Origin of the sequence: Amycolatopsis sp. FDAARGOS 1241, assembly GCF_016889705.1 — a bacterium.
Lineage (GTDB): Bacteria > Actinomycetota > Actinomycetes > Mycobacteriales > Pseudonocardiaceae > Amycolatopsis.
This window is the reverse complement of the sequence record NZ_CP069526.1, coordinates 3,101,259-3,125,298: the sequence shown is the minus strand read 5'-3', so window position 1 is coordinate 3,125,298 and position 24,040 is coordinate 3,101,259. Positions and strand designations below refer to the sequence as shown.

20 protein-coding genes, 1 tRNA gene and 1 pseudogene are annotated in these 24,040 nt (G+C 68.5%); 3 read left to right on the top strand and 19 right to left on the bottom strand.

Features of this window, described 5'->3' with window-relative positions:
- Positions 1-36: 36 nt before the first annotated feature.
- The 4 genes and pseudogenes from I6J71_RS48195 to I6J71_RS15350 form a co-directional block, all read right to left on the bottom strand.
- Positions 37-531: an ANTAR domain-containing response regulator gene (locus tag I6J71_RS48195; protein ID WP_239154848.1), complete on the bottom strand. Its 495-nt coding sequence runs from the start codon at positions 529-531 to the stop codon at positions 37-39.
- A 599-nt stretch (positions 532-1,130) separates the two neighbouring features.
- Positions 1,131-1,507: pseudogene (locus tag I6J71_RS15360) on the bottom strand (ATP-binding protein).
- Between the two features lie 307 nt (positions 1,508-1,814).
- Positions 1,815-2,042, bottom strand: a complete 228-nt coding sequence (locus I6J71_RS15355) for a hypothetical protein (protein WP_204095331.1) — start codon at positions 2,040-2,042, stop codon at positions 1,815-1,817.
- A 390-nt stretch (positions 2,043-2,432) separates the two neighbouring features.
- Positions 2,433-4,145, bottom strand: coding sequence for an FUSC family protein (locus I6J71_RS15350; RefSeq protein WP_204095330.1), 1,713 nt, complete (start codon positions 4,143-4,145; stop codon positions 2,433-2,435).
- 936 nt (positions 4,146-5,081) lie between these two features.
- Here I6J71_RS15350 and I6J71_RS15345 point away from each other — a divergent pair.
- Positions 5,082-5,975 (top strand): class I SAM-dependent methyltransferase, encoded by an 894-nt coding sequence (locus I6J71_RS15345; RefSeq protein WP_204095329.1) that lies wholly within the window; start codon positions 5,082-5,084, stop codon positions 5,973-5,975.
- A gap of 44 nt (positions 5,976-6,019) precedes the next feature.
- On the opposite strand, the gene I6J71_RS15340 is transcribed toward I6J71_RS15345, so the two are convergent.
- The 12 genes from I6J71_RS15340 to I6J71_RS15290 all read right to left on the bottom strand — a co-directional run bounded on the left by I6J71_RS15340 (position 6,020) and on the right by I6J71_RS15290 (position 17,181).
- Positions 6,020-6,093 (bottom strand) — tRNA-Met (locus I6J71_RS15340).
- Between the two features lie 758 nt (positions 6,094-6,851).
- Positions 6,852-8,543 (bottom strand): GAF domain-containing sensor histidine kinase, encoded by a 1,692-nt coding sequence (locus tag I6J71_RS15335; protein WP_204095328.1) that lies wholly within the window; start codon positions 8,541-8,543, stop codon positions 6,852-6,854.
- Between the two features lie 453 nt (positions 8,544-8,996).
- The gene (locus I6J71_RS15330) at positions 8,997-9,305 is read right to left on the bottom strand and encodes a hypothetical protein (RefSeq protein ID WP_204095327.1); all 309 of its coding nucleotides are present in this window, start codon (positions 9,303-9,305) and stop codon (positions 8,997-8,999) included.
- Between the two features lie 371 nt (positions 9,306-9,676).
- On the bottom strand, positions 9,677-10,069 hold the full coding sequence (locus tag I6J71_RS15325) for a hypothetical protein (protein WP_204095326.1): 393 nt from the start codon (positions 10,067-10,069) through the stop codon (positions 9,677-9,679).
- Positions 10,070-10,453: 384 nt separating this feature from the next.
- Positions 10,454-10,927, bottom strand: coding sequence for a DUF4189 domain-containing protein (locus I6J71_RS15320; RefSeq protein ID WP_204095325.1), 474 nt, complete (start codon positions 10,925-10,927; stop codon positions 10,454-10,456).
- A 1,121-nt stretch (positions 10,928-12,048) separates the two neighbouring features.
- Positions 12,049-12,531 carry a hypothetical protein gene (locus tag I6J71_RS15315; protein ID WP_204095324.1) on the bottom strand — a complete coding sequence of 161 codons (483 nt, stop codon included), beginning with the start codon at positions 12,529-12,531 and terminating at the stop codon, positions 12,049-12,051.
- Positions 12,532-12,896: 365 nt separating this feature from the next.
- Positions 12,897-13,085, bottom strand: coding sequence for a hypothetical protein (locus I6J71_RS15310; protein ID WP_204095323.1), 189 nt, complete (start codon positions 13,083-13,085; stop codon positions 12,897-12,899).
- A complete protein-coding gene (locus I6J71_RS48190) occupies positions 13,086-13,220 on the bottom strand; it encodes an N-acetyltransferase (RefSeq protein ID WP_239154846.1) in 135 nt (44 codons plus the stop codon).
- A gap of 414 nt (positions 13,221-13,634) precedes the next feature.
- On the bottom strand, positions 13,635-14,255 hold the full coding sequence (locus I6J71_RS15305; protein ID WP_239154844.1) for a PIN domain-containing protein: 621 nt from the start codon (positions 14,253-14,255) through the stop codon (positions 13,635-13,637).
- A gap of 96 nt (positions 14,256-14,351) precedes the next feature.
- The gene (locus tag I6J71_RS15300) at positions 14,352-14,786 is read right to left on the bottom strand and encodes a helix-turn-helix domain-containing protein (protein ID WP_204095322.1); all 435 of its coding nucleotides are present in this window, start codon (positions 14,784-14,786) and stop codon (positions 14,352-14,354) included.
- A gap of 522 nt (positions 14,787-15,308) precedes the next feature.
- Positions 15,309-16,736 carry a caspase family protein gene (locus I6J71_RS15295; RefSeq protein ID WP_204095321.1) on the bottom strand — a complete coding sequence of 476 codons (1,428 nt, stop codon included), beginning with the start codon at positions 16,734-16,736 and terminating at the stop codon, positions 15,309-15,311.
- On the bottom strand, positions 16,651-17,181 hold the full coding sequence (locus I6J71_RS15290; RefSeq protein ID WP_204095320.1) for a hypothetical protein: 531 nt from the start codon (positions 17,179-17,181) through the stop codon (positions 16,651-16,653). Before I6J71_RS15290 ends, I6J71_RS15295 begins: the two co-directional genes overlap by 86 nt.
- A gap of 262 nt (positions 17,182-17,443) precedes the next feature.
- Between I6J71_RS15290 and I6J71_RS15285 the strand changes: the two genes are divergently transcribed.
- Positions 17,444-17,677, top strand: coding sequence for a hypothetical protein (locus tag I6J71_RS15285; protein WP_204095319.1), 234 nt, complete (start codon positions 17,444-17,446; stop codon positions 17,675-17,677).
- A gap of 197 nt (positions 17,678-17,874) precedes the next feature.
- Here the strand turns inward: I6J71_RS15285 and I6J71_RS15280 are convergent, their stop codons facing one another.
- A complete protein-coding gene (locus tag I6J71_RS15280) occupies positions 17,875-18,525 on the bottom strand; it encodes a nitroreductase family protein (RefSeq protein ID WP_204095318.1) in 651 nt (216 codons plus the stop codon).
- A 122-nt stretch (positions 18,526-18,647) separates the two neighbouring features.
- The gene (locus I6J71_RS15275; protein ID WP_204095317.1) at positions 18,648-19,196 is read right to left on the bottom strand and encodes a carboxymuconolactone decarboxylase family protein; all 549 of its coding nucleotides are present in this window, start codon (positions 19,194-19,196) and stop codon (positions 18,648-18,650) included.
- Positions 19,197-19,304: 108 nt separating this feature from the next.
- Between I6J71_RS15275 and I6J71_RS15270 the strand changes: the two genes are divergently transcribed.
- A complete protein-coding gene (locus I6J71_RS15270; protein WP_204095316.1) occupies positions 19,305-19,946 on the top strand; it encodes a TetR/AcrR family transcriptional regulator in 642 nt (213 codons plus the stop codon).
- Between the two features lie 487 nt (positions 19,947-20,433).
- On the opposite strand, the gene I6J71_RS15265 is transcribed toward I6J71_RS15270, so the two are convergent.
- Positions 20,434-23,358, bottom strand: a complete 2,925-nt coding sequence (locus I6J71_RS15265; protein ID WP_239154842.1) for a discoidin domain-containing protein — start codon at positions 23,356-23,358, stop codon at positions 20,434-20,436.
- Between the last annotated feature and the right edge of the window lie 682 nt (positions 23,359-24,040).

Genomic DNA, 24,040 nt, shown 5'->3' with positions numbered 1-24,040 from the left:
GCTGCATGCCCGGCACGGCTGGTCGTTGAGCGCGGTTCAGTGCGTGGGCAGGTCGAGTTCGGTGTGCCGGTCAGTGAGGGTCCGGGCGAGTTCGGCCAGTTTGATGTTGAGGTCCTGGGACGTGTGGCGGAGCAGGTCGAACGCCTCGTCGGCGGACACGCCACGGCGGGCCATGATGATGCCTTTGGCTTGTCCGATGACGTCGCGGCTCGCGATTGCCTTGCGGAGGTGGGCGACTTCCAGCTCGGCGCGGGTGACGGCGTCGGTCGTGGCCAGGGCCAGCGACGCGTGGGTCGCCAGCAGCAGGAGCGCGTCGCGGTCGGCTTTGTCCAGGCCGTTGGTGGTGCGGGAGTAGACGTTGAGCGCGCCGACCGACGGGCCTTGCGGGGGCCGGGGATCAGGGCGGTGGAGATGACGGCGTGGATGCCGAGTTCGGTGGCGGCCGGCGCCCAGCGTGGCCAGCGCGGCTCGTTGGCGAGGTCGGGTGCGACAGCGACGGCCGGCCCGGCGGGGTCCGCGGCTTCGACGCACGGTCCTTCGCGGAACCGGTACTGCAGGCGGTCTAGTTCGAGGGCGACCTCGTCGGTCTCCTCCGGGGTGTGGAAGGCGCCGTCGCGGCCGATCAGGGTGAAGCTCGCCAGATCGGCCGACGGGACCATGAGGGTGGTCGCCTCAAGGACCCGCCGCAGCACGTCGTCGACGGTCGGGGCGGTGAGCAGCCGGGCCGTCAGTTCGGCGAACTGCCCGGCCAGCAGGCCTGGGCCCTCAGCGTCCTGACAGTTGTCCTCGACGAACAGGGCCTTGTCGCGTTGCCATTCCTGCTCACTGCTCATGCCGGTCTTCCTGTCTGCGCACGGCGAAGACGGCCGGCTGTGCCGCCCCGCGGAAGCCAACGTTACGGCACGACCGAGCCCCGCCATCTCGTGAGACAGCGTCGTTCCCGCCATGACCGTCCGGTGAGCAGGCCGGGCCGGCCCGGGGCACCGCGCGGGCCGACCGGACCGGGGTTTTTACTACTGGCGCACGCCACCATGCCGGCTCGGTCATGCCGGGTCACCACGTCCCGCCGGGCGGCGTGGTCTGACCGTGGGTGTGGGATACAGATCAGGGCAGACGTGGCGCTGGCCGGCCTAGCCGGTGGCGTGGTCGCGGGGGAGTTGCCAGCACATGGTGACGACAGTGCCTTGAGTGGTCGGGGTGATCTCGGCGTGGTCGGCCAGCAAGCGGATCAGGGCCAGTCCTCGGCCGCGGAGCGGGTCGGGCTCGGGCTGGGGCCGCCAGCGGCCGCGGTCGGTGACGGTGGCGGTGACGCGCATGGCCTGGTCGTCGTGCCGGTGGTGCCGTCGGGGTAAGCGTGCTCGACGGCGTTGACCAGGGCCTCGTAGACGGCAAGCTCGAGATCGACCATCAGCTCTTGCGGCAGGCCGCGGCCCCGGGCCCAGGCGGCGAGAGCGTGGCGGAGGGTGGAGGTGTCCTCGATCCGGGCCGGCTGGCGCAGGTGCAGCACCGGGGGCGCCGGGGCATCGGCCGCGGCACGCGCCGGGAGCGCGCGGGTTTCTGGCGGTCTTCGCGGCTCAGCGATCTTGTCGGGGTGCACACCATGATGTACCCCCTCGGTGGCGTGGGCATGCAACTCCACCTTCGGCCGCGCCGCTGGCCTACGACGTCGCGCTCGCCAACGCCAAGAAGCTGTCCGGTCAATACGCGACCAGCCGGTACCGCTGATCGAATTGCGCGGCACGTGGAACTGCTCCGAATGCAGATAAGTGCGCCGCAGTTATGGCCGCGGCGCACTTACCTCCATACTTACGCGACTAGTTCTGCACGAGCCACCAGCGGAGTTCGCCACCACTGATCGTGACCTGCTCGCAAGAGACCGAAGCGCCCGGGTGCACGGTCTCGTAGATCGCCAGCGAGGCTTGGCACGCGTTCGGGTCGCTGTAGGTCGCGATTACCGTCGAGGCCGAGGCGATCGCGTTCCCACCGAGGACCAGCGCACCGGCGACCAGTCCCGTAGCGAGGGCCTTGCTGCTAAGTTTCACGTCTGTTCTCCCCTTTTCGCACGCGCTCGAATTGTCATCGGGCGAATCCGTGTTGATCTTGGCAACGGCGACGGAACATATCCAGCGTGTTCGTCGCCTCCCGAGAAGACAGGGAAACAGCATTGCCCTACCGGCCAAACTCCCGGCCCCACAAATCACGAAGATCCGCTTTACCCGAGGTCGCGGCGGGGCATCGGCTCCACGTAGCCGGGCACCACTGACCGGTCGCCTCGCGCGCGTGGCCATCGGACCTCCCCGGCTCGCCGGTGAGCCGGGTGGCCGGCGCCCGGCGGCATCTTGGCGCGAGCCTAACCCGGCACTCAGGCAGCCGCCGGGGGAAACGTGCAGGTCACCAGCCTGACGGGTGGTTCCCGGCCCGAACGACTCCATTTACGGTTGGTCGATGAGAGTGCGCCGGATGAGCGTGGCCGGCGGGTCCAGCGTGTGGCCGATCGGCCGGCTCCACTCGGTGACCGACTGCATGACTGCCCGGACCTGGTCGCCGGTGGGCGGTTCCGCGCCGGCGACGAGCCGTTCTCGCAGTGTGGTGATCCCGTCGGTCGCGTCCTCCAGCGTGACGGCCGAGGGCAGCGCGGCGGCCGCGAGCGCGCCCAGCGGTGGCGGATCGGCCAGCGCTGCGGCGACGGCGGTCCGCGTCTCGTGCACCACGCGGTAGGTTTCGTCGCGCATGGCTTGGTAGCCGGTCCGGTCGCCGTCGGGTGCCACCGTCGCCTGGAGGTACGCGACCACCTGCCGGGCTGTGGCCGCGAGATCGGCCTTGGCCGGCAGGGCATGACGGCCGGGCCACAGCAAGTAGCCGAAGACGAGCGCCACGGCGCAGCCCAGCAGCGTGTCGATGACACGCACGAGCGGGAACACGGTGTCCTCCACCGCGATGCACGCGCTGAGCAGGGCCGAGGCGGTCACACCGACGACGCTCAGCGCGTACAGCTTCGGGGCCGCGAGCACCGCGAAGCCGATGGACAGCGCGGCGACGAGCGCGACGGGCCAGCCTGAGCCGAACACCAGCAGAGCTACCACCGCGACGAGCGCGCCGCCCACCGTCCCGGCGATCCGGTTGACGGTGCGCACGAAAACCGTGCCGTACTCGGTCCGGACGACGACGGCCACCGTCAGGGGCAGCCAGTACGCGTGACCTTCGGGGTGCACCGCCCCGGCCAGCAGTGTCGCGATGCCCACGCACCATGCCAGCCGCACCCCGGCGAGCAGCACCGGCCGCCGGGCGAGCCCGCGCACCGCGATCGCCACCCGCCGGCGCCACGGGATCACGACCACCACGTCGTGGCCGGGATGCTCGCCCGCACGCACCGCACGGATAACCTCGGCCGGAGGAGTTCGCCCTTCGTGGTAGTACGTCGCGGCGCGCACCGCGGTCTCCTGCGCGGCGGCCAGGTCGACCAGCAGGTCCCGGTGCCGCCCCGGGACCGTCAGCCGGTGCCCGAGCACGGCGGCGTGCGCGGTGGCGCTGCAGGCCGCCAGTTCCACGCGCCGCCGGTGCGCCTGCTCGGTGCCGATGGCCGCGAGCAACTCCGCCGACGCGCGGAACACTTCGGCGATGGCGCGCCGCTCGTACCGGCGCGGGCCCAACAGCCACGGCACCAGGGCCGGCACCGCGACGATCGCCGTGCCAAGCAAGTACCAGCCCGCCTGCTGCCACCACGGCAGGGCCAGCCCGCTGAACTGCCCGAACGCCACCCCGATCACCGCCATCACCGCGCCGGCCGTGAACACCGGCCCGATCGCGCCGAACACCCCGCACACCAGCGCCACCGCGGCCGCCACCGCCACCTGCCCGGCAAGCGTGGCCGCCACCGCGCCCATCCCGAGCCCGAGCACGGCGCCGATCCCTTGACCCGCCAACGCGATCACACGCGTGCGGTACTCCCCCGCCGTCACGAACACCACCGCGCACGCCGCGCCGAAGTACATCACCCCGAGCACCGCAAAGCCCCCCGTCGCCGCCCCGACCGCCGCGCACACACCTACGGCCAGCACCGTGCGCAGTGCCGGGAGGACCGCCCAGCCCCGATCGGCCGGACGCAACGCCCGACGCACAGCTGCCCACGCTTCCGCAGCCACCACGTGCCTCACCTCCCCCAAACCGAAGGTGCAAACACGCTACGCGACTACATGGCGCACCATGGGCACGCAAGCCCGAGGTGCGTTTTGTTATGCCAGGCCGCTCAACTGCGCAAACGTGGTCCAGTCCTCAAGTGGGAGCGAAGCAAAGCCCCACGGCCTGCCGGCCTACCGCTTCGACAGTCTCGCCATTCCGCGGCGGCGCAACGCCGCGATCGCCAGCGACGAGGCGAGCGGCTCGGCCTCGACGTCGCGGCGCCACGCAGTCAGCAACCGCGTCAGCGGGTCCGGAGACGGGCTCGGGGAACGCACACCCCAGGTCGCCTGGTCTGAGCCATTCGGATTCCTTTTCTTAAGTGGGCGAGAAGGAGAGGGCATCAGAGTCTAGAAAATCGAGGTGGCACCTGAGCGACTGGAGTTGGCCGTTTGCACGCACGAGAAGGGACCACGACCGTGGCGGTTGATGCTCACTGCGGCTACCCGCGCTCGATCTCGTCGGACGCGCCCTCTCGCAGGGGGCGCCGACGAAGGGGAGGCCGTCGACCCAAGCTACCGATAACACCGCGCCCTCGCCGACACGACCCCTGACCAGCAGATTCAAGAGGCCGTTGCCCGTTTCGCTCATATCCCGGCGGCGCCCCGCCCCCAGGCGCGTGCCCCCCGGCCCGTCGGCGAGCTGTGTGCGCTCCCGGGGTCCGAGTGGAGCGGATGATGCGAGGCTCCTGATCTGGCGGCCGCTATCACCGCAGCCGTGATCGAGCGGGTGTGAACTTCGAGCTCACACTCGTACGCTCAACAACCACCGGGCCTCCCACGTATGTCGGATGGACCGAGCGGGCAGCCCCTGCGCGGCAACCCACGGATGTGCGTGCACGAGGCCCGGGCCGTGACCGTCTCATCCGAGGCAGTCACGCCATACCGTCCAGTCAGGAGACCGGGGTGCCCATCGACTCGACCGGCAAAATCTCCTTCGACCACATCTACGCCGAGCCCGATCCGCGTGCCTTCTTCGGCACGCTGAGCCAGGTCGGCTATCTCATTCCACAACTGGCCAAGCCCTACTTCAGCAAGCTGATCGAGGAATACCGCGCCGAACGCGGCGTCGCGGAACCGACGGTGCTCGACGTCGGCTGCTCCTATGGCGTCAACGCGGTCCTGCAACGGTGCGACGTGACGATGGACCAGCTCTACGACCACTACACGGGTCCGGATGTGCTCGCCCTCGACCACGAAGCACTGCTCGCGGCCGACCGTGGCTGGGTCCGCTCGCACGCGGGTACCGACGACATCCGCTTCATCGGTCTCGACAGCTCAGGTCCGGCGCTGGCCTATGCGCAATCGGCCGGCTTCATCGACGCCGCGATCCACGCGGACCTTGAGCAGGACGATCCGACGCCGGAGCAACAGGACCTGCTGGCCGGGGTCGACCTCGTCATCTCGACCGGCTGCGTCGGGTACGTCACGGACAAGACCATCGCCCGGATCGCGCACGGATCGCGGCCGTGGATGGCGCATTTTGTGCTGCGGATGTTCTCCTACGACCCGGTCGCGGCAAGCCTGGCCGAGCTGGGCTACCAGAGCGCCCGCGTCGACGGTGTGTTCCGGCAGCGAAGGTTCGCCTCGGCGCAGGAGCAGACCCAGATCCTGGACACGCTCTCGAGCGCGGGTATGGACCCGCAGGGCCTGGAGACCGACGGCTGGCTGTACGCCCAGCTGTACATCTCCCGCCCGGCCGGCGCGGCCACAGAGCTCGCCACCGTGATGAACGCCGTCGCGCCTAGTTCAGGCACCAGTCTCACAAAGTTCGCGGATCCGCCACAGATCCGCCAATGACCAAGGCCCGGCCTGCACCATGGGCAAACCGGGCCTCTTCGCAGTAGCGGGGACAGGATTTGAACCTGCGACCTCTGGGTTATGAGCCCAGCGAGCTACCGAGCTGCTCCACCCCGCGTCGTGTGCCGAAAGGCTACACGGCGGGTGTGGCGGCGGCGGACCCAGCCGTCCAGTTCGGCCGCGGTCTCCTGATCCGGTTACCTCCGCGTGGAAGGTCCGGACCATGGCGCGGCAGCGTAGGCGTTCAGCAAACGGTCGCCGACCACCGCGCCGCCAACGACTGATCACTGCTGGTCAGGCATATCCGCCCGATTTTCGACGGGTACTACGGGGACCGCTGGTCAGGGGCCTCCTCCGTTGGATCTTCCGCGAGATCTCCGAGAACTCCCTCTTGACGGCTAGCCGGGGGTGGGAGCACCTCGCCACGTCCACTGTGGAATATCCGGGGGCGGGCAGCGTTGCAAGTGATTGCCGGTGCGGTGGTGTCCCCGGGCTCCACCCACTGCCCTCCCGGACCGCCGAGTCTTCGGCCCCAGGTCGCGCCACTCGCCGAGAGGCGACCCCCGCGCCGGCCTCAAACCACCCCGCCCCGCTGCGCCCCCGCCCCACGGCAGCGCGGGGCGGGCTCATGTGCCACCTGCTCCTGCCGCCGGACTCCCGCTGCTTTGGTTTCGAGACACAACCATCGCGCAGCCGCGCGTGCACATTCGGGGCAGTCGCCCCCGAGGTTCCGGTTCTGTCGATGCCGGCGCATCGTGTGTCGCAGATCTCATACCTGCTGGGCGCTCGCACACCCGCATCACTCTGATCAGCGGGTCCTCGGCTTAGCGCTGCTTTTCGTTCCGATGTTCCTCAAACGCAGCGTCCCTCTCCGGGCTAAGACGGAATGTCCTTGATCGCTGACACGCTCACAGGTGGTCGGCTTCGCACGTGCTCCGCCGGGAGCTGAACCTGAAGGGTGGTGCCCTCTCCGGGCGGGCTGTGCAGTTCCAGGTGGCCGCCGAGCGCCTCGGCTCGATCCTTGAGGCCGGTGAGGCCGGTGCCGCGGGTGAGGTCGGCGCCGCCGCAGCCGTCGTCGCGGACGCGCACGTGCAGCGCGCCGTCACCGGCGGCCACCTGGACCTCGGCGGTGGTGGCGTGCGCGTGCTTGGCCGCGTTGGTCAGCGCCTCGGTCACCACGTAGTAGGCGGCAGTCTCGACCGGGTCGGTCAGCCGTCCCTTCACCCGGACATCCAGCTGGACGGGAACGGCGGAGCGGCGGGCGAGCGCCTTCAGCGCGGAACGCAGTCCGTGCTCGGCCAGGGTGGCCGGATGTAGACCCTGGGCGATCTCGCGTAGCTCCTCGAGCACCTCGACCAGCCCGGTGGCCACCTCGTCCAGTTGCCGCATCAGCTCACCGGCCCCGGTGGGCGCGGTCAGCTGCGCGGCTCGTAGCTGCAGGGCGAGGGAGACCAGGCGCTGCTGGGCGCCGTCGTGCAGGTTCCGCTCGATCCGGCGGCGGGTGGTGTCGGCGGTGGCCACGATCCGTGCCCGGGAGGCGGCCAGCTCTGTCTGGGCTTCGGCGTTGGCGATGGCGGTGGCGGCCAGTTCGGTGAACCCGGCCAGCCGCGTCTCGGTGTCCGAGGGTAGCGGCTCCTCTTGCGTGGATGACACGACGATGGCGCCCCACAAGCGGCCTCCCGTGCTGACCGGCACGCCGACAGCCGAGCGAACGCCCAGCTCGCTGGCGATTTCGCAGTCCGGGCCCGGAGCGCCGATGGCGCTGTCGATCCGCGCGGGACGGCCGGTCTGGAACACCAGCGTGTACGCGTTCCTCCCTCCGGGGGGCAGAAGGGTTCCGGCGGGGACGGCAGCGCCGGTGCTGCTCCACGTGGCGATCAACTTTGCGGCGCCGTCGGGGTCGTATCGGGTCATCCACGAGTGGTGGGCGCCCAGCAGCCGCCCGGCTTCTTCAGCGACCGCAGCAAACACCTCCTCCGGCGTGGCCGCCCGGGCCACGAGCGTCGCCACCCGCCGCAGCGCCGCCTGCTCGTCGGCGAACCAGCGCAGCTGCACCCGCGCCTGCGAGCTGGCGATCGCGGTCGCCACCAGCTCGGCGAACCCGGCCAGCCACGCCTCGGAGTCGGCCGGCAACGGTTCCCCTGGCCGGGATGCGACGACTATGGCACCCCACAGGCGGCCCTCGACGCTGACCGGCACGCCCACGGCTGCGCCGTAACCGAATTCGCGAGGGAGGTCGTCGGCGACGAGGCCCGAGGTGGCGGCGCTGTCGATCCGCGCGGGACGGCCGCTCTGGAACACCAGCGTGCGCACGTTCCGTCCCCCGAGGCCCAATCGGGTGCCGGTGAGGACGGCAGCACCGGTGCTGCTCCACGTGGCGACCACCGTTGCCGCGCCATCGGGGTCGTATCGGGTCATCCACGAGTGGTGGGCACCCAGCAGCCGCCCGGCTTCCTCTGCGACCGCGGCAAACACTTCCTCCGGCGTGGCCGCCCGGGCCACCAGCATCGCGACCCGCCGCAGCGCCGCCTGCTCCCTGGCGATCCGATCGCTTCGCTGAGTTCCCATCAGGCCTCCGCTCCGGTGGCAGCCACGCCGCTTCCTCACCAGACGCCCGCCAGCGCCCGCACGCTCCCAGCCAGAAGGGTGGCCAGGAAGCGTCCGGGTGAACATGCCCAGCCACCCACCGCTGCCGGCCAGATCTGGCCGCGCCGATCACCTCGCCACAATGGGCCTGACCAGCGGCGATTACTCCAACATAACCCCGGTCTGCCAGGGTGGGAAGTTGCGGCCGCGAGCACCCGGTACGCCCGATGTAGAGGATCGCGTCCATCAGTGCGCGGCGGGATGCTTCTCCGGCGGACACCCGGTCCTCACCTGCCGGGCTGGTGGCTGGTGGTCGTACATCTTCCGCTTCAGCAACCGTGCTCGGCGGTCGCTCTCGGTCTCGCCCTCGAGCCGCGGCGGCAGCATCGGAAACCCACCGGCCCACCGTGTTCCGCTGCTCGTACATCGTCGACGTCACGCCCGCACCTTCGACTCCGAGGCGAGAGCACCGGCGGCGGCGTCGGCATCGGCGTGCTGGCCGTCGACGCGGGCCACGATCTTCGCCCACAGCTCGTCGACGTCGGCCGGCCCAACCCCGGCTATCAGCTTCTTGTACGACGCGTTAGCCGGCGTCGCGAGGGCCTGCTTGCGTGCTCCTCGGACGGCACACCCATGGCGCTGCGGCCGACACCGGCGAGCCAGTACGTCAGCGTCGACACCGCTCCGCCTCCGTGTTGTTCGTGATCGCCATGTCCTGCTCCGTTTCATCTGGGATTTCTTCATGCACCGAGCACCGTCGAAGCCGGGGGTCTGGTGGCCGCTGTCGCCCACGGCCTCAGCGGGTTGCGCGGTGAACAGGACGCCAGGGCAGCCCCGCTCGGGAGGACCGTTCATCCACATCGCGTCGTCTTCGCTGTGCGGTGCGGCGACGAGGTACCAAGTGCCCGGGACCGGCCGGGCCGCGGCGACGTTCGCACCGAACCATCGCTTGATCGCGTATCCGCGAGCTCCTGCGCCCGCTCGACGTTGTCGGTGCCCATCACGATCACGCCCCGGTCCGCGTCGAGCAGGCCCTCGTTGTTCCACTGGTGGTCCGAGAGGCCCGTCCACGTAGCAGCTGCCCACGTGCGTTTGGATCGGCGGTAGCAGACCCCTCATCCGCGCCTCCAGGTCCCTGCAGACGCCGTCACCGGGTTGCCGCCCGGTGCGGGCGCGGGCGGCGCGCAGCGAGTGAGCCGCGTCTTCGAGATGCCGGACGACGTCCTGGGCGTCGCCTTCGAGGTACTCGACGTGCCCCTCGTCCAGCTCGCCGGCGGCGCGGCGGGCGTAGCCGCCGCGGACAACGCGGTGTCGATGTCGGAGCTCACCGCCACGACAGCGTCGTCGACCAGCGCTTCCTGGTCGGCGATGTCGCAGGCCTGCCGCCAGGTCTCGGCGGCGAACTCGCCGCGTCCCCGCTCCAGCTCGCCGTGGAGCGCGTTGCGGACGCGGGAGTCCTCGTACTTGGTGATCAGCTCGGCGACGGCGTAGACACCCTCGGCGGCCACCGCACGAAGATCGATGACTGCGGCCTTGATGGTCTCGTCGACGGTCTCTTCCGCCTGGTTGCCCCGCGCCGCTCCACCTCGTCGGCTATCGCGTTGCGGACGCGGGGGTCGTCGTACGCGACCTCGCCGGGTTCGTTGCTGTCGTCCCCCTGCTGGAGACTCATCGCCTTTCTCATTCGTATTCTCATATCTATCGTATGTCGATCTAATGCCGTTGAAAACGCGACGTGTGCGAGTAAGATCGCAGGTCAGCAGCCTACGAGACGGGATCTACCGGAACCCATTGGTCGCCTTGGCGTTGCCACAAGCCAGGGCGGTCGGGGTCGTTGTCGGTCAGGTTGAGTGTCGGTCAGGTTGAGCACTGCGCCGATCGGTGCGCCGCTGTCAGAAAGAGCCTCCCTCAGTCGGCTGGTTGGGGTCGTAGGAGGGTGACTGCTGGCTTCCGTGGGGCGCGCAGCCCTGCCCGCCCGAGTTCTGGCAGACCATCCTCGCCTCTTGGGTCGCTCGGTCCCCGGTATTACCCCAGCCGGTTCCCCACGGTCCGGACGGCTCTCCGGGGTTGAACGAACCGTCTCCCGCTATCGCCACCGAGCCGTTGTGCACCCAGGCCCCGCCCTGACAGTCGTTCTGGTAGTTGGGGTAGCTGCCGGCGAATTGCCGACAGAGACTCAAGGCCAAGGATGTGGCCTCAGCCTGCGTGTTTCCCGCGACAAATTCGGGCTGGCTGACCGACGGGGCGAACGACACGGCCACGTAGGCTTGGTTCTGGGCTTGCGCCGGAGCCGCATTGACGAGCCCTACAGCGCCGAAGATGCTCAAGGTGGCGACAGCCACCCGAATCGCGTGATGTGACTTCATCCTGCCACCTCCCGGTGGTTGCATTTTTGGCCAGATTAAGCCTGAGCCAGGGGCGTGACCAGGGCTTTCGGGTCCGGTTTGGACGCTGGCTTTTTTCTCGTGCTGGTGCGGACAAAAACGGGTTGGGAGGAGGGGGCTCGGCGGGTGGAGTCGGTCCACAGCCCGGCTCCGGCGCGGCATGACCCGGTTGGCCCCCGACCCTGCCGTTTTCCGACGGTGCTTCCCCGCTTGTCCGCCGCGGACGTGACACGCGGCGGCTGCTGCTTTCCCCATGGCCAGCAGCGACGTCGCTCGCTGGTGCTGCTGGAACGCCGTCTCGCGGTTCCAGGCGGGCACGTAGACAGCCCAGGGGTTCGGTGTTGGAGGGGCGAGGCGCAGCCCGGCTGTGAAGCCCTGGTGGCCGGCTCCGGCGAGCAGCTCCGCGGTCACCGCAACCACCCGTCGCCTCCAGTCCTCTCCTGACGGTCGATGCCGTCCAGCAGACGTTCCCGGAAAGTCCCACGGCACGACCTGCTTCCAAGACAACCCCTACCTGGGCGGGCCTTCATAGAAGACCGGATGATGACCAAGAAAGGCGGCATCCCAGACACCAGCTTGTCGCGCCGGCTCCTCGAGCTGGCGGAGGATTTCCCGGGCCTCTTGGTCCCAATCGGGACCATGCATCAGGAGGTACCGGGCATAGCAAAGCCTGGAGCGCACATCGTTGACCCCGATCGCGAAGAGTCTTTCGTATGTCGCCTTGACCACAGCCACCGGGAGACTGAGCCCGACCAGATTCACCCGGCAGCCGTGCCCGTTCTGCGGCACGCCAGTCGACTCGGCCGGCCCGCCGGACCAGAAAGCATCACGATCCGCCGGCCGACGGCGACTTCCTCGTCTGCTTCGCCTGAACCGAGCCCGCGATCTACCAAACCGGGCCCTTCGGCGTGTCCCTGCGCAAACCGACACCCGCGGAGCTGGCCGAGTTCGCCGTCGACCACGGCCACCACGCCGAACGGCTCCGCCGCTTCCTCAACGACCGGCCCGATCGATGATCGTCAACCCTGGTGACGTGATGTACACCGTCGGGACTGCCTGCACGGCTCGACCGTCTTCCGTGCGTGCAGTGCCATGTTCCGCGCTCAGCCCGAGGTCGTCGACGTAATGGTGGTTTCAGTCGTCGTCTTGGACGTCTCCGCCGAGGATTCGGTGGTCTTGGGCGAGGAGGATTTGGTGGTCTTGGGAGAGATCTCCCTCTCGGGGGGGTCGATGTTCACGTGCTGGCCGGTTTTCGTCTGGCTCGCGAACTTCTCGCAGGTGCTCTGGTCCCCGCCGCACGTCAGCCGGCCATTCATGCTCAGGCTTCCTTTTCGGGACTGGTCAACCCACGTGATGCCGACCGAGCACGGCAGCGCCTCTGCGGTGAACGTGAACGATGTGCAGGCCGGTTTCTCGCCGCACCCTTCGCTACCAGACACCACGTCGGAGGGGCCGACGCTGATAGTGGTCACCACGACTTCGACCCCATCGGGGATCGCCGGATTGCCCAGCCAGCTCACGCTCAGGCATTCCATCGTCCCGCTCTCGCCCTGGGCCACCCCGATGGGCAGACCCGCGAGCTGCACGGAGCCACCCTGCCCTGGCGGCAGCGGCACTTCGGGCCCCGTGCTCTCCATCCCGGGGCTCGAGTCCGTGGTCTCAGGTCTCGAGTTCGTGGTCTCGGTGTCGCCAGAACCCAACCCGCCCGAGCCCATGCCTCCGCACGCGGTCGCCAGCACCAGTAAAACGGCACCCACCAAGGCGCCGATCCAATGACGTAGTGACATGGCACCCACCTCTCACCCACGGTAAGTCGGGCGGAGCAGGGCGAAAACACCGCGCGAGGACACAGAACGGTCACGAGGTTGCGGTCAGCAGCGGGAGCCTCCAGAGCGTCTACGAACGGCCGCCGCGCGCCTCCCCCCGACTGTGCGGCGGCCGTTTCGTGCATCTACATCGCCAGCGTCGCGGCCGCGTCGAGCATGTGCCGGCAGTACAACGGCTCCCCAACCGCCGGCAGCGGTAGCCGGCCGCCGAACCCGCGCGCCTCGCGGGTGTCCTCGATCAGCGTGGTTGTCCTCGTGTACCCGGTGCCCTGCTGGGCCGCGCGCAGCGCCCGTACCCGTCGATCGCCGCGCACTCAGTGCGGCCCATCGGTGGACCAGTCCACCCGCGAGAACGCGGCCAGGGCGAGGATGCGTCCGTAGCCGCGGCCGCGGTGCCCGTCGTCGACTTGGACGTGCTCGAGCACGCCGGTCCAGTCGCGAGGGCACACCGCCAGCTCGGGGATGCCGACCGCGACGCCGTCCAGGTGCAGCTCGATCCGGCCCGGCCGGCACGCTCGGCGGCACCGCGACCGGCTCCAGCCCTGCTCGTTTCGCCTCGTCCTCGCCGAGCTGCTCGTAAGCCGGGTCGATGACCGCCCACTGGTGGTCGTCGATGTGCCCCTCGTCGCGGCGACGGAGGCAGATGAGCGCGTGCAGGCGCAGCGCCACGATCCACGAGAACGTACCCGAGTCAGGCACAGGGTGCCGGCGCGGGCAGTGGCCCGGCGTGTGGACCGTGCGCGTTCCGCACGTGCCGCAACGCCGGCCGCACCGGAAGATCCGTGCTGCCGTACTCACCACGCGGACGTCGAGCCTCGAACGCGAGTCTACGGCGGAGGTGGGGCGAGGGCGCTGAGCGTTGGTCAGCTGGCCTTTCCTTCGCTCTTGGCCTCGGATTCGGCCGGCAGCGACAGCTGACTCTGGTGGAAGCGCACCCGCTTCGCGAACTCCGGGCAACCAGCGTCGATCAGCGGCCGCGCCAGGTCAGCACGCCCTGTCTTGCGGCCGCGCCAGTAGAGAGTTTGCTCGAGAGTCACCCGCCGCACGACCTCCGGCATGTTCTCCTCGATGAGCAGGAAGAAGTCATCGGGAAGAAACACCTCGTACGGCAGGTCGTCGGCGGCCTCCTCGTCGACGGAGAAGCCGCCGTCGTCGCTGAGCAGGATGTCGGCATCGCATGCCACGGCTGCGGCGTGAACGTGCTGGTCGTTGCGGTCGGTACCCGGGAATGAGCCGTCGACGGTGAAGTCCTCAACGCGCCCGCCCTCAAAGGTGGCCACGATGCGGTCGCGGATCTGTGTGAGCTTGGCGCCGTCCCACGCGGGGTGCTTCTTCAGCAGGTGGTAGGTCGCCTCGCTGAGGACATGCTCGGTCCAGTAGACGATGAAGATCTCGCCGTCCATCACCTCAGGCCCGTACTTGCGCAGCAAACAGAGCCAGTCGCGCAGGGTGCGTGAGTACAACACGTTCGCGTCGACGAACACTCTTGCGACAGTCACCACGCAAGATTAGTCACCGCCCCGGCACCTGCACGGTGGTCCGTGCAGGTGAAGCCGGACCGGTCCGACCACGGTCGTGGATCAGTCTTCTTCTTCCAAGGCGCGCAGTTCGTCGAACGCTGCGATCTGGCGCTGCCGGCGGGCTCGTTGCTCGGCTAGCACGTCGCTGGTGCGAACTCTTGTGTGTGTGCCGACCTTGTGTGCTGGGATCTCGTCCGCCTTGATCTTGCGCATCAGGGTGGGGCGAGAGATCCCGAGCAGCTTCGCGGCTGCTGTGGTTGTCAGCTCTTCCGGCATCGCGTTGACGGTGACGGTGTGCCCTGCCGCAACGGCCTGGACCACCTGCGCGATGATCGCGGACAGCTCGGCGGGAACCTCGCCGGCCGATTCGGCGCTGAACCGCGCACCAGTGATCGGCAGCTTCTTGGCCAGTTCCTTCGCCTGGCGCTGGTCGCGCTCGTCCGCCATCAGTACGTCACGGTCGCTCGTGCCCGCCAGCGTCGTTGACACTGTCATCACTCCTCATCCACGAATCTACAGATGCAACCGCACATGCGTACACTTGTATCTGCAATCTCTGTACACATAAAAACACGTTCGGACCCACAAATCAAACGACCAGTGTGTACGTCACACCGACCTTCAACTGGTACTTCGCTCCTGCGCCGCAGGTCAGCGAGGTCGCCGATGGACCTCGCTCAACCGGGTGTGACGACGACCCCGACGCCCGACAACGACCCGCGCCCACGCAGCCGCCGTACGCGCGATCGCCGACACCGTCCACCCGCACGCGGCGCGGCACCTCTGCGCCATCGCCGCCGAAGCCCACGGCATCCCCATCCGCCAGATCTCTCGCAAGGAGCCGACGGCGACGGCGAGGCCAAGCCACCCGGTGGACGCGCCCCGTCACCGTAAGCCTGCCCAGCGCCGTAGGGCTGGGCAGGCTTCCCACGAGCCGGGCGCAGTGATCCTCACAAGGGGCGGCGAGCCTGCCGTCGGGATGCTCCGGCGTTCCCTGCCTCTCTGCCTAAGGTTCCCTTACAGAGATCGTGATAGCCCACTACGCGGCGTCCGCCTAGAGGGTTCAAGAACGGGTTCCACGGTCGGAGTCGCCTGCTCGTACGGGATCCATGCGGTCCGTACCTCGCGGGTTCGGGCATCACGCAGGAAGGTGCCGTGGCCCATGGGCTGGGTCGACAGTCGCGCGGAGCGCCACTTGCCTTGCCCGCTCATCAGCAGCGCCGCGGTCCCGGTTGTCTCCAGCGCCGTCAGCAGCGGGTCGGAGGCCGAGTCCGTCGGTTCGGCGGCCACGACCAGGTGCAGAGCGATCTCATGAGCCCGAGGGAGCAGCTCGAGGAACGGCAGGAGCGGATTGTCCGGGCCCCGGATGGAGTCGTAATCGTCCACCACGACAAACAACTCCGGCCCGCCCCATTGGCCGCCCTCGCGCTTGCGCATCGCTGAGATCATCTCGGACACGATTGCGCTCAGCTGTGTCGAGTGCACTCCATACCCGAGCAAGTACTGCTCGGGCAGGAAGCCCAGCAGAGTTCGATGGAAGTCGACCAGCGCGAACACCAGCTCCTTGGGTGAGTACCGCTCAGTCAGCCCGCCTGCGATGCCACGCAGCACGTTGGTCTTGCCCACACCGGCATCCCCAAGGACCACGAAGTGCTGGTCAGTGTAGAAGTCGGCGTACACGGGGACGGGCTCATCCGCCGCGTAGCCGATGGGCACCCAACGCGGGTTCGGCTGCAGGTCCGCGCGTGGCAAGTGTCGTCGATGCAGCAGCTTCACCTGGGAGGTAGGTTCCGGCACGAGCGCCACGTTCCTTGCCAGCGCCAGTTTCTCGGCGGTTTCGGTGTTGCGCTGTTGGGGCTTTGGCAGGCCCGCCGCGGCATGCGCCTGCAACAGAATGCGGTAGATCTCGCTGAGGGTGACGACTTCGCCGCCACCGGGGATGCCGCGGCGCAGCAGCGCGAGTAGCTCACCGGTGAATGCAGTGTGCTCTGCCCCGACCGGGGCGACCGACGTGCGGTTCGCTGGCGCCGACGTCAGCGTGTATGTCCCTGAGATCTCGATCTGGGATGCGCCGGCCGAGCCGGGGTCTGCCATGGCTTCGATAGCGCGGCCGGAGAAGCAGCAATCAAGGAGCAGCACCCGGTTCCGCGCAGGACTCGCGAGGATCGCCCGGCGCACCCACTCGAAGGGCAGTGACGTGAACATGGGGTGATCCGGGTTCGTGCCCCGCAGTCCCAAGTACAGCTCGCCACGCTCGTCGAGCAGGCCGTGCCCGGCGTAGTACACGACCAGCGTGTCGTGGGCGGCTGCCGCCGATTCGGCAAGCGTGACGCCCAGCCGACCGGGGTCGTTGGAGTCACTAATCGTCGTGCAGTTCCCCGGTAGCCGGCCGCCGATGGCGGGATCGGTCAGCACGGACAGCAGCGCGGTGAGGTTGTTCTCCACCGCAGGCAGGTCGTGCAATCGGGAATCGTTGTAGGCCGCCGTGCCGATCAGGATGACCTGGGTCCCGTCCGGTTCCGGTAGCTGCGGGCCCTCGATCATGCCGGGTCGTCTGGTCGAGAACCTGGCGCAGTAGCACCTCGACGTCCTTGACGTTTTCCGCGCGCACCACGACTTTCCGGCCGTGCTCGTCCGCGGCCACCTCGATCTGTACGGTGGCCCGTCGGGACTTGCCCAGCCAGATCGGCAACGCTGTGGCGAGTGTTGCGATGGCCCCGCCGCTGCCGAGCGCCACCACGATGGCGTCGGCGATCCCGCCCATCTCGCCCGGCGCCGGCACGGGCCGGGCCAAGCTGACACGACCGCGCAGGTCGTCCTCGTGTGAGAGCCAGTCGTACAACGAGACCAGCGCGTCGGGCGCGCCGTCCGGGATCAGTCGCAGCTGCATCGGTGTCCTCCCCCTGGGTGCGGGTGAAATGTTAGCCTCCCCCACACCCCGGAAGCCCTCGATCCAGCAGGTCGCCGCCAACTGCCGGCGCGCTCGCCTATCGAGGGTTGGTGGGGCCAAGAAGGCCTTCGCAGCCTCGGGCCGACCATTCCCCTTTGCGCGGTGACCGACCTGCGGCGTATCCGGGTTTGGGGTCTCTGGGTGGTTCACACCAGGAGTTGTGTGCTGTCTGGCTGTTGACAGCGGAAATAGGGGAGCGGGCATGACCGAGGACGAGCAGGCGTCGAAGAAGTGCTTCCGCTGCCAGAAGTCCGAACCCGGCGAGGGTGGCGTGCTGTGTCCGGGCTGCAAGGCCGCGATCGAGACCTACGACCAGCCCTGCCCCGACTGCGGCGGCCCCGGGGAACTGGAATGGCGCCGCACCCCCGACGTCGACCACCTCGCCGCCCGCGTCACCACCAAACTCCGCTGGACAGACCGTCCCGGCCCGGACTGAACAGATCGGCCTTTCCTGCCGTCATCCTGTGGCGCAGGCTGGACTCCATGGCCGCTGCGAGACCGGCGCGCCGGCGTTGTGCGCAGGGCGACCGCGGCGACCTCGTTGCGATCACGCCGTCGTCGCCGGCCAGCGGCCGGCGACGACGGCGTGATCCCGAACCGAGCCGGCGCCCGATCGCGCACCCGCTCGGTTCGTCACATGCGGGTGAAGATCTTCTCGGCTTCGAAGCGCGAGACCGGCTGGCGGGAAACGCGCGTTTCGTCCGGATATCCGAGCGCCATAAGCAGCGTCGTGGTGAAGTCGGTATCGGTGAGGCCGAACGCTTCGTCGATCGCTGCACGGTCGAATCCTTCGAACGGGGTGGCGTCGACTCCGAGAGAAGCGGCGGCCATCATGGTCGCGCCGACCACGAGATAGGTGTTCTTCTCCAGCCAGTGCAGCACGTCGCCGCCATAGTTCTCCGACTGGATCTTCACGAAGCCGGCCGCTCCAGCCTCCCATCCCGCCTGGATCTCCGGGTCCGCGAAGCGACCGTCTGCGCGCTCCTTCGCGAAGATCTCCTCCAAGTGCTCGCCGGGAATCGTCTTGCGGGTCGTGAACACGATCGCGTGCGAGGCGTTGCGGACCTTCTCCTGGTTGTCCTCGAAGCGGCCGACGAGAGCGTCCGCGAGCTTGTCCTTGCCGGCCTGTGTCTCCAGCACAAAGAAGTGGATCGGCTGGATGTTGATCGTCGTCGGCGAGGTGCGCAGGTAGCGCAGCAGAAGCTCGAAGGTCTCCTCCGGGATCTTCTTGTTCGGGTCGAAGTAGCGGGTGAGGTGCTTGGTGATCAGATTCTCGAGGTCCATGCTCGGCCTTCGTTTCATTGACGCAGAGATCGGGTAAAAGTGCGGGTTTCGGCTCGTTGGGGTCAGTCAGTGCGTGGTGAACGTGCTGTCATCGGGGTGACCCTGCGTGACGGTTGACTCGGTCACGACCTCGCTGGTCCCGCGCCCGGCACCGGGATGTCGACGGTGGTGTCGTTGACGTTGTTGAGGTAGTTCGTGAGCAGCGTGACGACCACGACGGTGACGATCGCCTGGATCTCGGGGTCGGTGTACCCGGCCTCGCGGACCGCGGCGATGTCCTCGTCGCCCACCTGACCGCGGGTCTCGATCACCTGCTGGGAGAAGCGAGCGACGGCGGCACGCTTGGGATCGGTGGAGCCGCCCTTACGGGCCAGCTCGATCTCCTCGGTGGACATGCCCCCGAGGTTCGCCGAAATGTATCCGTGCAGCGCCGAGCAGTAGTCGCAGTCGTTGGAGTGGGACGTGGCCAGCGCGATCGTGTGGCGAGTCTTCGCATCGAGGAGCTTCGCGATGCTGCCCTGCAGCCCCATCACAATCTCGAGGACGGTCGGGTTGGCGGCGAGCGTGGTGAACATGCCCGGAGCGAATCCGAACTGCTTGGCGATGGCGTCAAGCGTGCCCTGCGTCTTGGCATCGATGTCTGTGAGCTCGGGCGTGGCGAGACGAGACATGGTGGTGATCCTCCGGACGGTGTCATTCTGGGCTGTTCAGCCCACTTCCGGAAGTGAACACCATCGGAGAATGGGCTGTCAAGCCCAATTTTTGGTAGGGTGGAGGCCATGAAGACGGACCCGGGACCTCGGCAGACCCACAAGCTCACCGGCAAGGGGCAGGCGACGCGCGCCCGCATCCTCGAGCACGCGGCCGATCTCATCTACACCCAAGGCGTCCACGCGACGAACAACGAGCAGCTTCGCCGCGTCGCGGGGGTGAGCGGCTCCCAGCTCAACCACTACTTCCCGAACAAGGAGAGCCTCGTCCTCGCCGTCATCGACTGGCAGGCAGACGGTGTCCTCGCCTTCCACCGCAGCGACAAGTTCGACGGCTTCGACACCATCGACGCGTTTCGGGAGTGGGCGGACTTCTACGTCGCCCACGGCCGTCCATTCCAGGACGGCTGCAGCCTCGGATCGCTCGCGAGCGAGATCGTCAAGACCGACCTCGACGTTCACCAGCAACTCGCCGCCACGTTCGAGCAGTGGAGCGACATCTTCCGCGATGGACTCGAGCGGATGCAGCGACTCGGCCGCCTCGACGCTGCGGCCGATCCCACCCGGCTCGCGCAGGCACTCCTCGCCGCGTATCAGGGCGGCATGCTCCTCGCCCAGATCGCCCGGGACATCACGCCGCTGCGAAACGCCCTATACGCCGCAGTCGACTACGTCGAGACCTTCGCGACGCCGCCCGACGCCGCCAGCTAGCGAGCGCGGTAACCGAGCACTCGGTCCTCTCCGGCGCCGAGCAGGCCCAGGCCACGAACGCAATGCTCGACGTACTCGGCATGGTCTGGTTGTGCCGAGTCCGCAAAACCCGCACCACGTCCCGTCACCCCGACAGCATCGAGATCACCGTGGTCATCGACGCCATCGCCAACGTCGGCGACTACGTCGAAACCGAGATCATGGCCATCGGCAGCCGCCGCGACGGTGCTGCTGGGCCAAGCGGAGCGGGAGCTCGGCCTGGCCGATCTCCCGGTCGTGCCCGCACTGGGACCTGGTCCTGCAGCCCGAAAACACCGGCGTAGGCCGGAGGCGATCGCCTCGTGCTCGGACTGGTCGACGGTGAGTACGTACTTGGTTTTGGGGGCCGCCCGAGGCCTACTACGTTCGCGCCGGACGCCAAAAGCGGACGGCCCGCCGGGGTCGGGGGATCCGGCGGGCCGTCCTGGTGGTGTGCGCTGTCTGCGGGTCAGCCGTCGCCGTCGAGGCCGGGGAGGTAGGCGCCGGGGACCTGGGCTGGGGCGTAGAGCTTGGTGTCGCCGGGGTAGGGCTTGGTCCATCCGGTTGCTTCGTACCAGCTGAAGCGGCTCATCTGCTCCGGCGGTGCGCTGTCGACCTTGGAGTTGTCCCCGACGAACGGCTGCGACGCCTTCCACGTCTGCCATTGCGCGGCTACGTTCCGCGCCCCGGCGGGGACCGCCGCTGTGGTCGGCGCGGGTGCTGCGGTCGGGTTCTGCGCCGCGGGGGTGTCGGCGCCGCACGAGGGCGGGGTGGACAGACCCAGGGTCAGCGACGTGCGGTTGGGCACGACGGTGAACGGCGTGTAGTCGGGCGTAGTGGTGAACGCCGAGCTCATCGGGCTGGCCGCGGCGTCCATCTGGTTGAGGGGGTGGATGCCGAGGATCTGCTCGATGGTGCGGATCATGGTGGCCTGGGTGTAGTAGTGGCTGTCCACCACGCTGTGCTGGGCCCAGGGGCTGATGATCTGGACCGGGGCCCGGTGCCCGTCGACGTGGTCGATGCCGGCCTGGGAGTCGTCCTCGACCACGAAGATCGCGGACTGATTCCAGTACTTGCTGTGCGAGACGGTGTCGATCAGCTTGCCGACTGCCAGGTCGTTGTCCGCGACTTGGGCGGGCCCGGTGACCGGGCCGCCGGTGTGGTCGTCGGGCAGCCACATCATGTTCAGGTTTGCCGGACCGTTCTTCTCGAAGTCCTGCTTCCAGATCTGGTACCGGTAGTTGTCCGGGATGGCCAGGTCGCCGCCGGGGAAGGCGTGGACCGAGATGTCGTTGAGCGAGGGGATGTCCACGTTCGAGTACATCGGGTACGCGGTGGTTGCTGTGGGGTCGGCCGCCATGTTTTTGCTGTCGCAGTACAGGTTCTGCCAGGTCGCCGCGGCCGGCTTGTTGTTGGACTGCATCTGGTACTCGCCGAAGTCTCGGGCCGTCTTGCCGGCCGCCTCGGCGGCGGTCCAGATGTACCCGGAGGCCTGGTGGCCCAGCACATCGTTGTAGCTGTCGTAGCTGCGCTGGTACTCCCCGGCGGTCGACTCGGTGTACTCCGGGTCGTCGGCCTGCATCAGCCAGCTGTGCCCCTCGGCCGAGTTCGTGGCCGGGTCGTAGAAGTTGTCGTAGAGCCCGAACTGCGCGGCCAGCGCGTGCTGGTTCGGCGTCACGTTCGCGCCGTAGGCGGTCAGTGTCGGGTCGCCGTTGCCCGCGGGGATGTCGCCGTAGACCTGGTCGTAGGTCCGGTTCTCCTTGACGATCAGGTACACGTACTTGATCGTCGACGGGTCACCGATCTTCACCGGAACCGGCACCGGCGCCACGTTCGGGTTCCCGTTGCTCTGCTTGACCGAGTTGCCGATCCAGCCGTTCTGGGCGAACACCTTGGCGGTGTAACCGTGGATGGCGCTGTCGCTGGGCAGGGTGAACCGCGTCAGGCTCGATGTCGTGTCGTGGCTGTTGTGCCTGCTGGTGTTGCGCAAGGCGTCGATACCACGGGTGTTGGAGACGACCACGTCGTCGCCGGAGGTGGCGATCTCTGCGGGGTAGTAGTCGGTCGGGAGCAGGCCGACGTAGGAGACCGGCTCCCGCGCGGAGGTGTACTTGTAGACGGCCACGGCGTTGGCCCGGCCGAGCGTCACCAGCAGGTGACCGTCGTCGGTGAGCGTCACCGCGTTCGGATCGTAGCCGACGGAGGCATCCGGCCACGGCTGCGTCGCGATGGTCTGCACGACCTTGTCGCCGGCGGTGTCGATCACGGACACGGTGTTGCTGTTCGTGTTGGTGACGAACACCGCCCCGTGCTTCGCGTACACCGCGGTCGGGTGCAGGCCGACGTCGATGCTCGCCGCGTCCGCGTCCGGCTTCGCCAGGTCGATGACGCTGACGGTGCCGGTGGTGCTGCCTGCGTTCGGATCGGCCGGCACCGCGGTGCCGTAGGAGTTCTGCGTGGGCTCGGCTGGGGCGGTCGAGTCGCTGATGTCCCAGCCGCTGAGCTGCAGGAGCGGGTCGCCCCAGTTCGCGGTGACGTTCAGCCGGTAGTAGCTGTACGCGGTGGTGTTGGTGAAGGTGTAGCTCTTGGTGACGTACCGCGAGTCGAAGCGCTCCCCCGTGCGCTTGTCCACATCGGTCCAGGTGCTGCCGTCGTTCGAGCCCTGCAGGGTGAAGTCCTTGGGGTCGCGGCCCGGCGAGTCGTTCGCGGAGGTGAGCGAGTACTGCACCACCGCCGCGGGCTTGGCCAGCCGATAGGTCACCGAGCCGGTCGGGTGCTGCGCCAGCCACTTGGTCGACGGATCGTGGTCCTTGAGGTTCACAGCGACTTCGTTCGGCGGGTTCTCAGCGCTCGTGGTGACCGTGCTGACCTGGGCGAGCAGAGTGCCGGGCATGGGCTTGGCCGGGCGACCGCCCTCGTTGCTGACGTAGAGCTTGGTCCCGACCTGGACCATGCCCCGCGGCGCGGTGCCCACGGCCCAGCTGCGCTGGATGGCCCCGGTGGCCGCGTCGATGGCCACCACGCGGTTCTGGCCGTTGACGGCGGCGTACGCGGTCTTGCCGTCGGCCGAGAACACCGGCGTGGCGGACAGCGCGTGCTTCGAGCCCTGCGCGGGAATGCTGATGTTCGTCGGGCTCGCGAGGCTGCCGTCCGTGTTCACGGTGAACTTCGTGTAACCGTCGATCCGGCCCAGCCACAGCTGTGCGCCGTCGGGCGAGTACGTCGGGCCTTCCTGACCCACGTCGCCGCCGCTGACCCGCAGGTCCGACTGGTCGTTGGTGCCGACGTATTGCTGCACCTTGTAGTTCTTCAGATTCACGATGGCGAGCACCTGCCCGCCGTCGGTGAGCGAGGCGGCGACGTGGGTGCCGTCCGGGCTCACCGAGGACGACATGATCTTGCCGGACGGGATGACCAGACGCTCGGTTCCCGGATACGGCTGTGCGTACTGCCGCGTGTCCGGAGCCTGCCCGGGCTGCTGACCTGGCTGCTGAGAGTGGGGGACCCACCCGGCTGCCCGCCCGGGCCGGGTTGCTGCCAGCCCTGGCCGTAGGGGTCGGGCCGGCCGCCCTGCCCGGGCTGGTGGGTAGGTTATCTCCGGTTCCGCCTTCCTGCCGCACCGTCTCGCGCCGTGGTCTGACGACCCGCGAGCGCCGGCGGTTCCTGCCGCGCCCCATGATCAACATTCTGCAAGATCGGACGGCCCGGCACAAAAGGAGGCTTCCGCCGCACGCGGCGCCCCGGGATGTCCGCCGACGACGCGTACCGCACGTGCGGCTCGCCGGGCTCGGCATCCTGGTGATCCACCACCTCATTGCCCAGCCCCCGCGCAGGGCCTCGAGAACCACCGGAAGCGATCACAACCATTGCCCCCCGCTCCTCGCCTCGACGCTCCCGAGCGCTGTACTCCGAGGACGCCACGCAGCCAGCCGGTCGGTGACCTGCGCCGGTGTCGCCACACCTTTCATCGGGTCACCTTGCCGACGTGCCGTCCATCGGCCCGGAGACTCGGGGCATCGCCGGAGACACGGCGAACACGCCAACGTCCTGTTCGCTGTTCACCTGGACGCATTGCT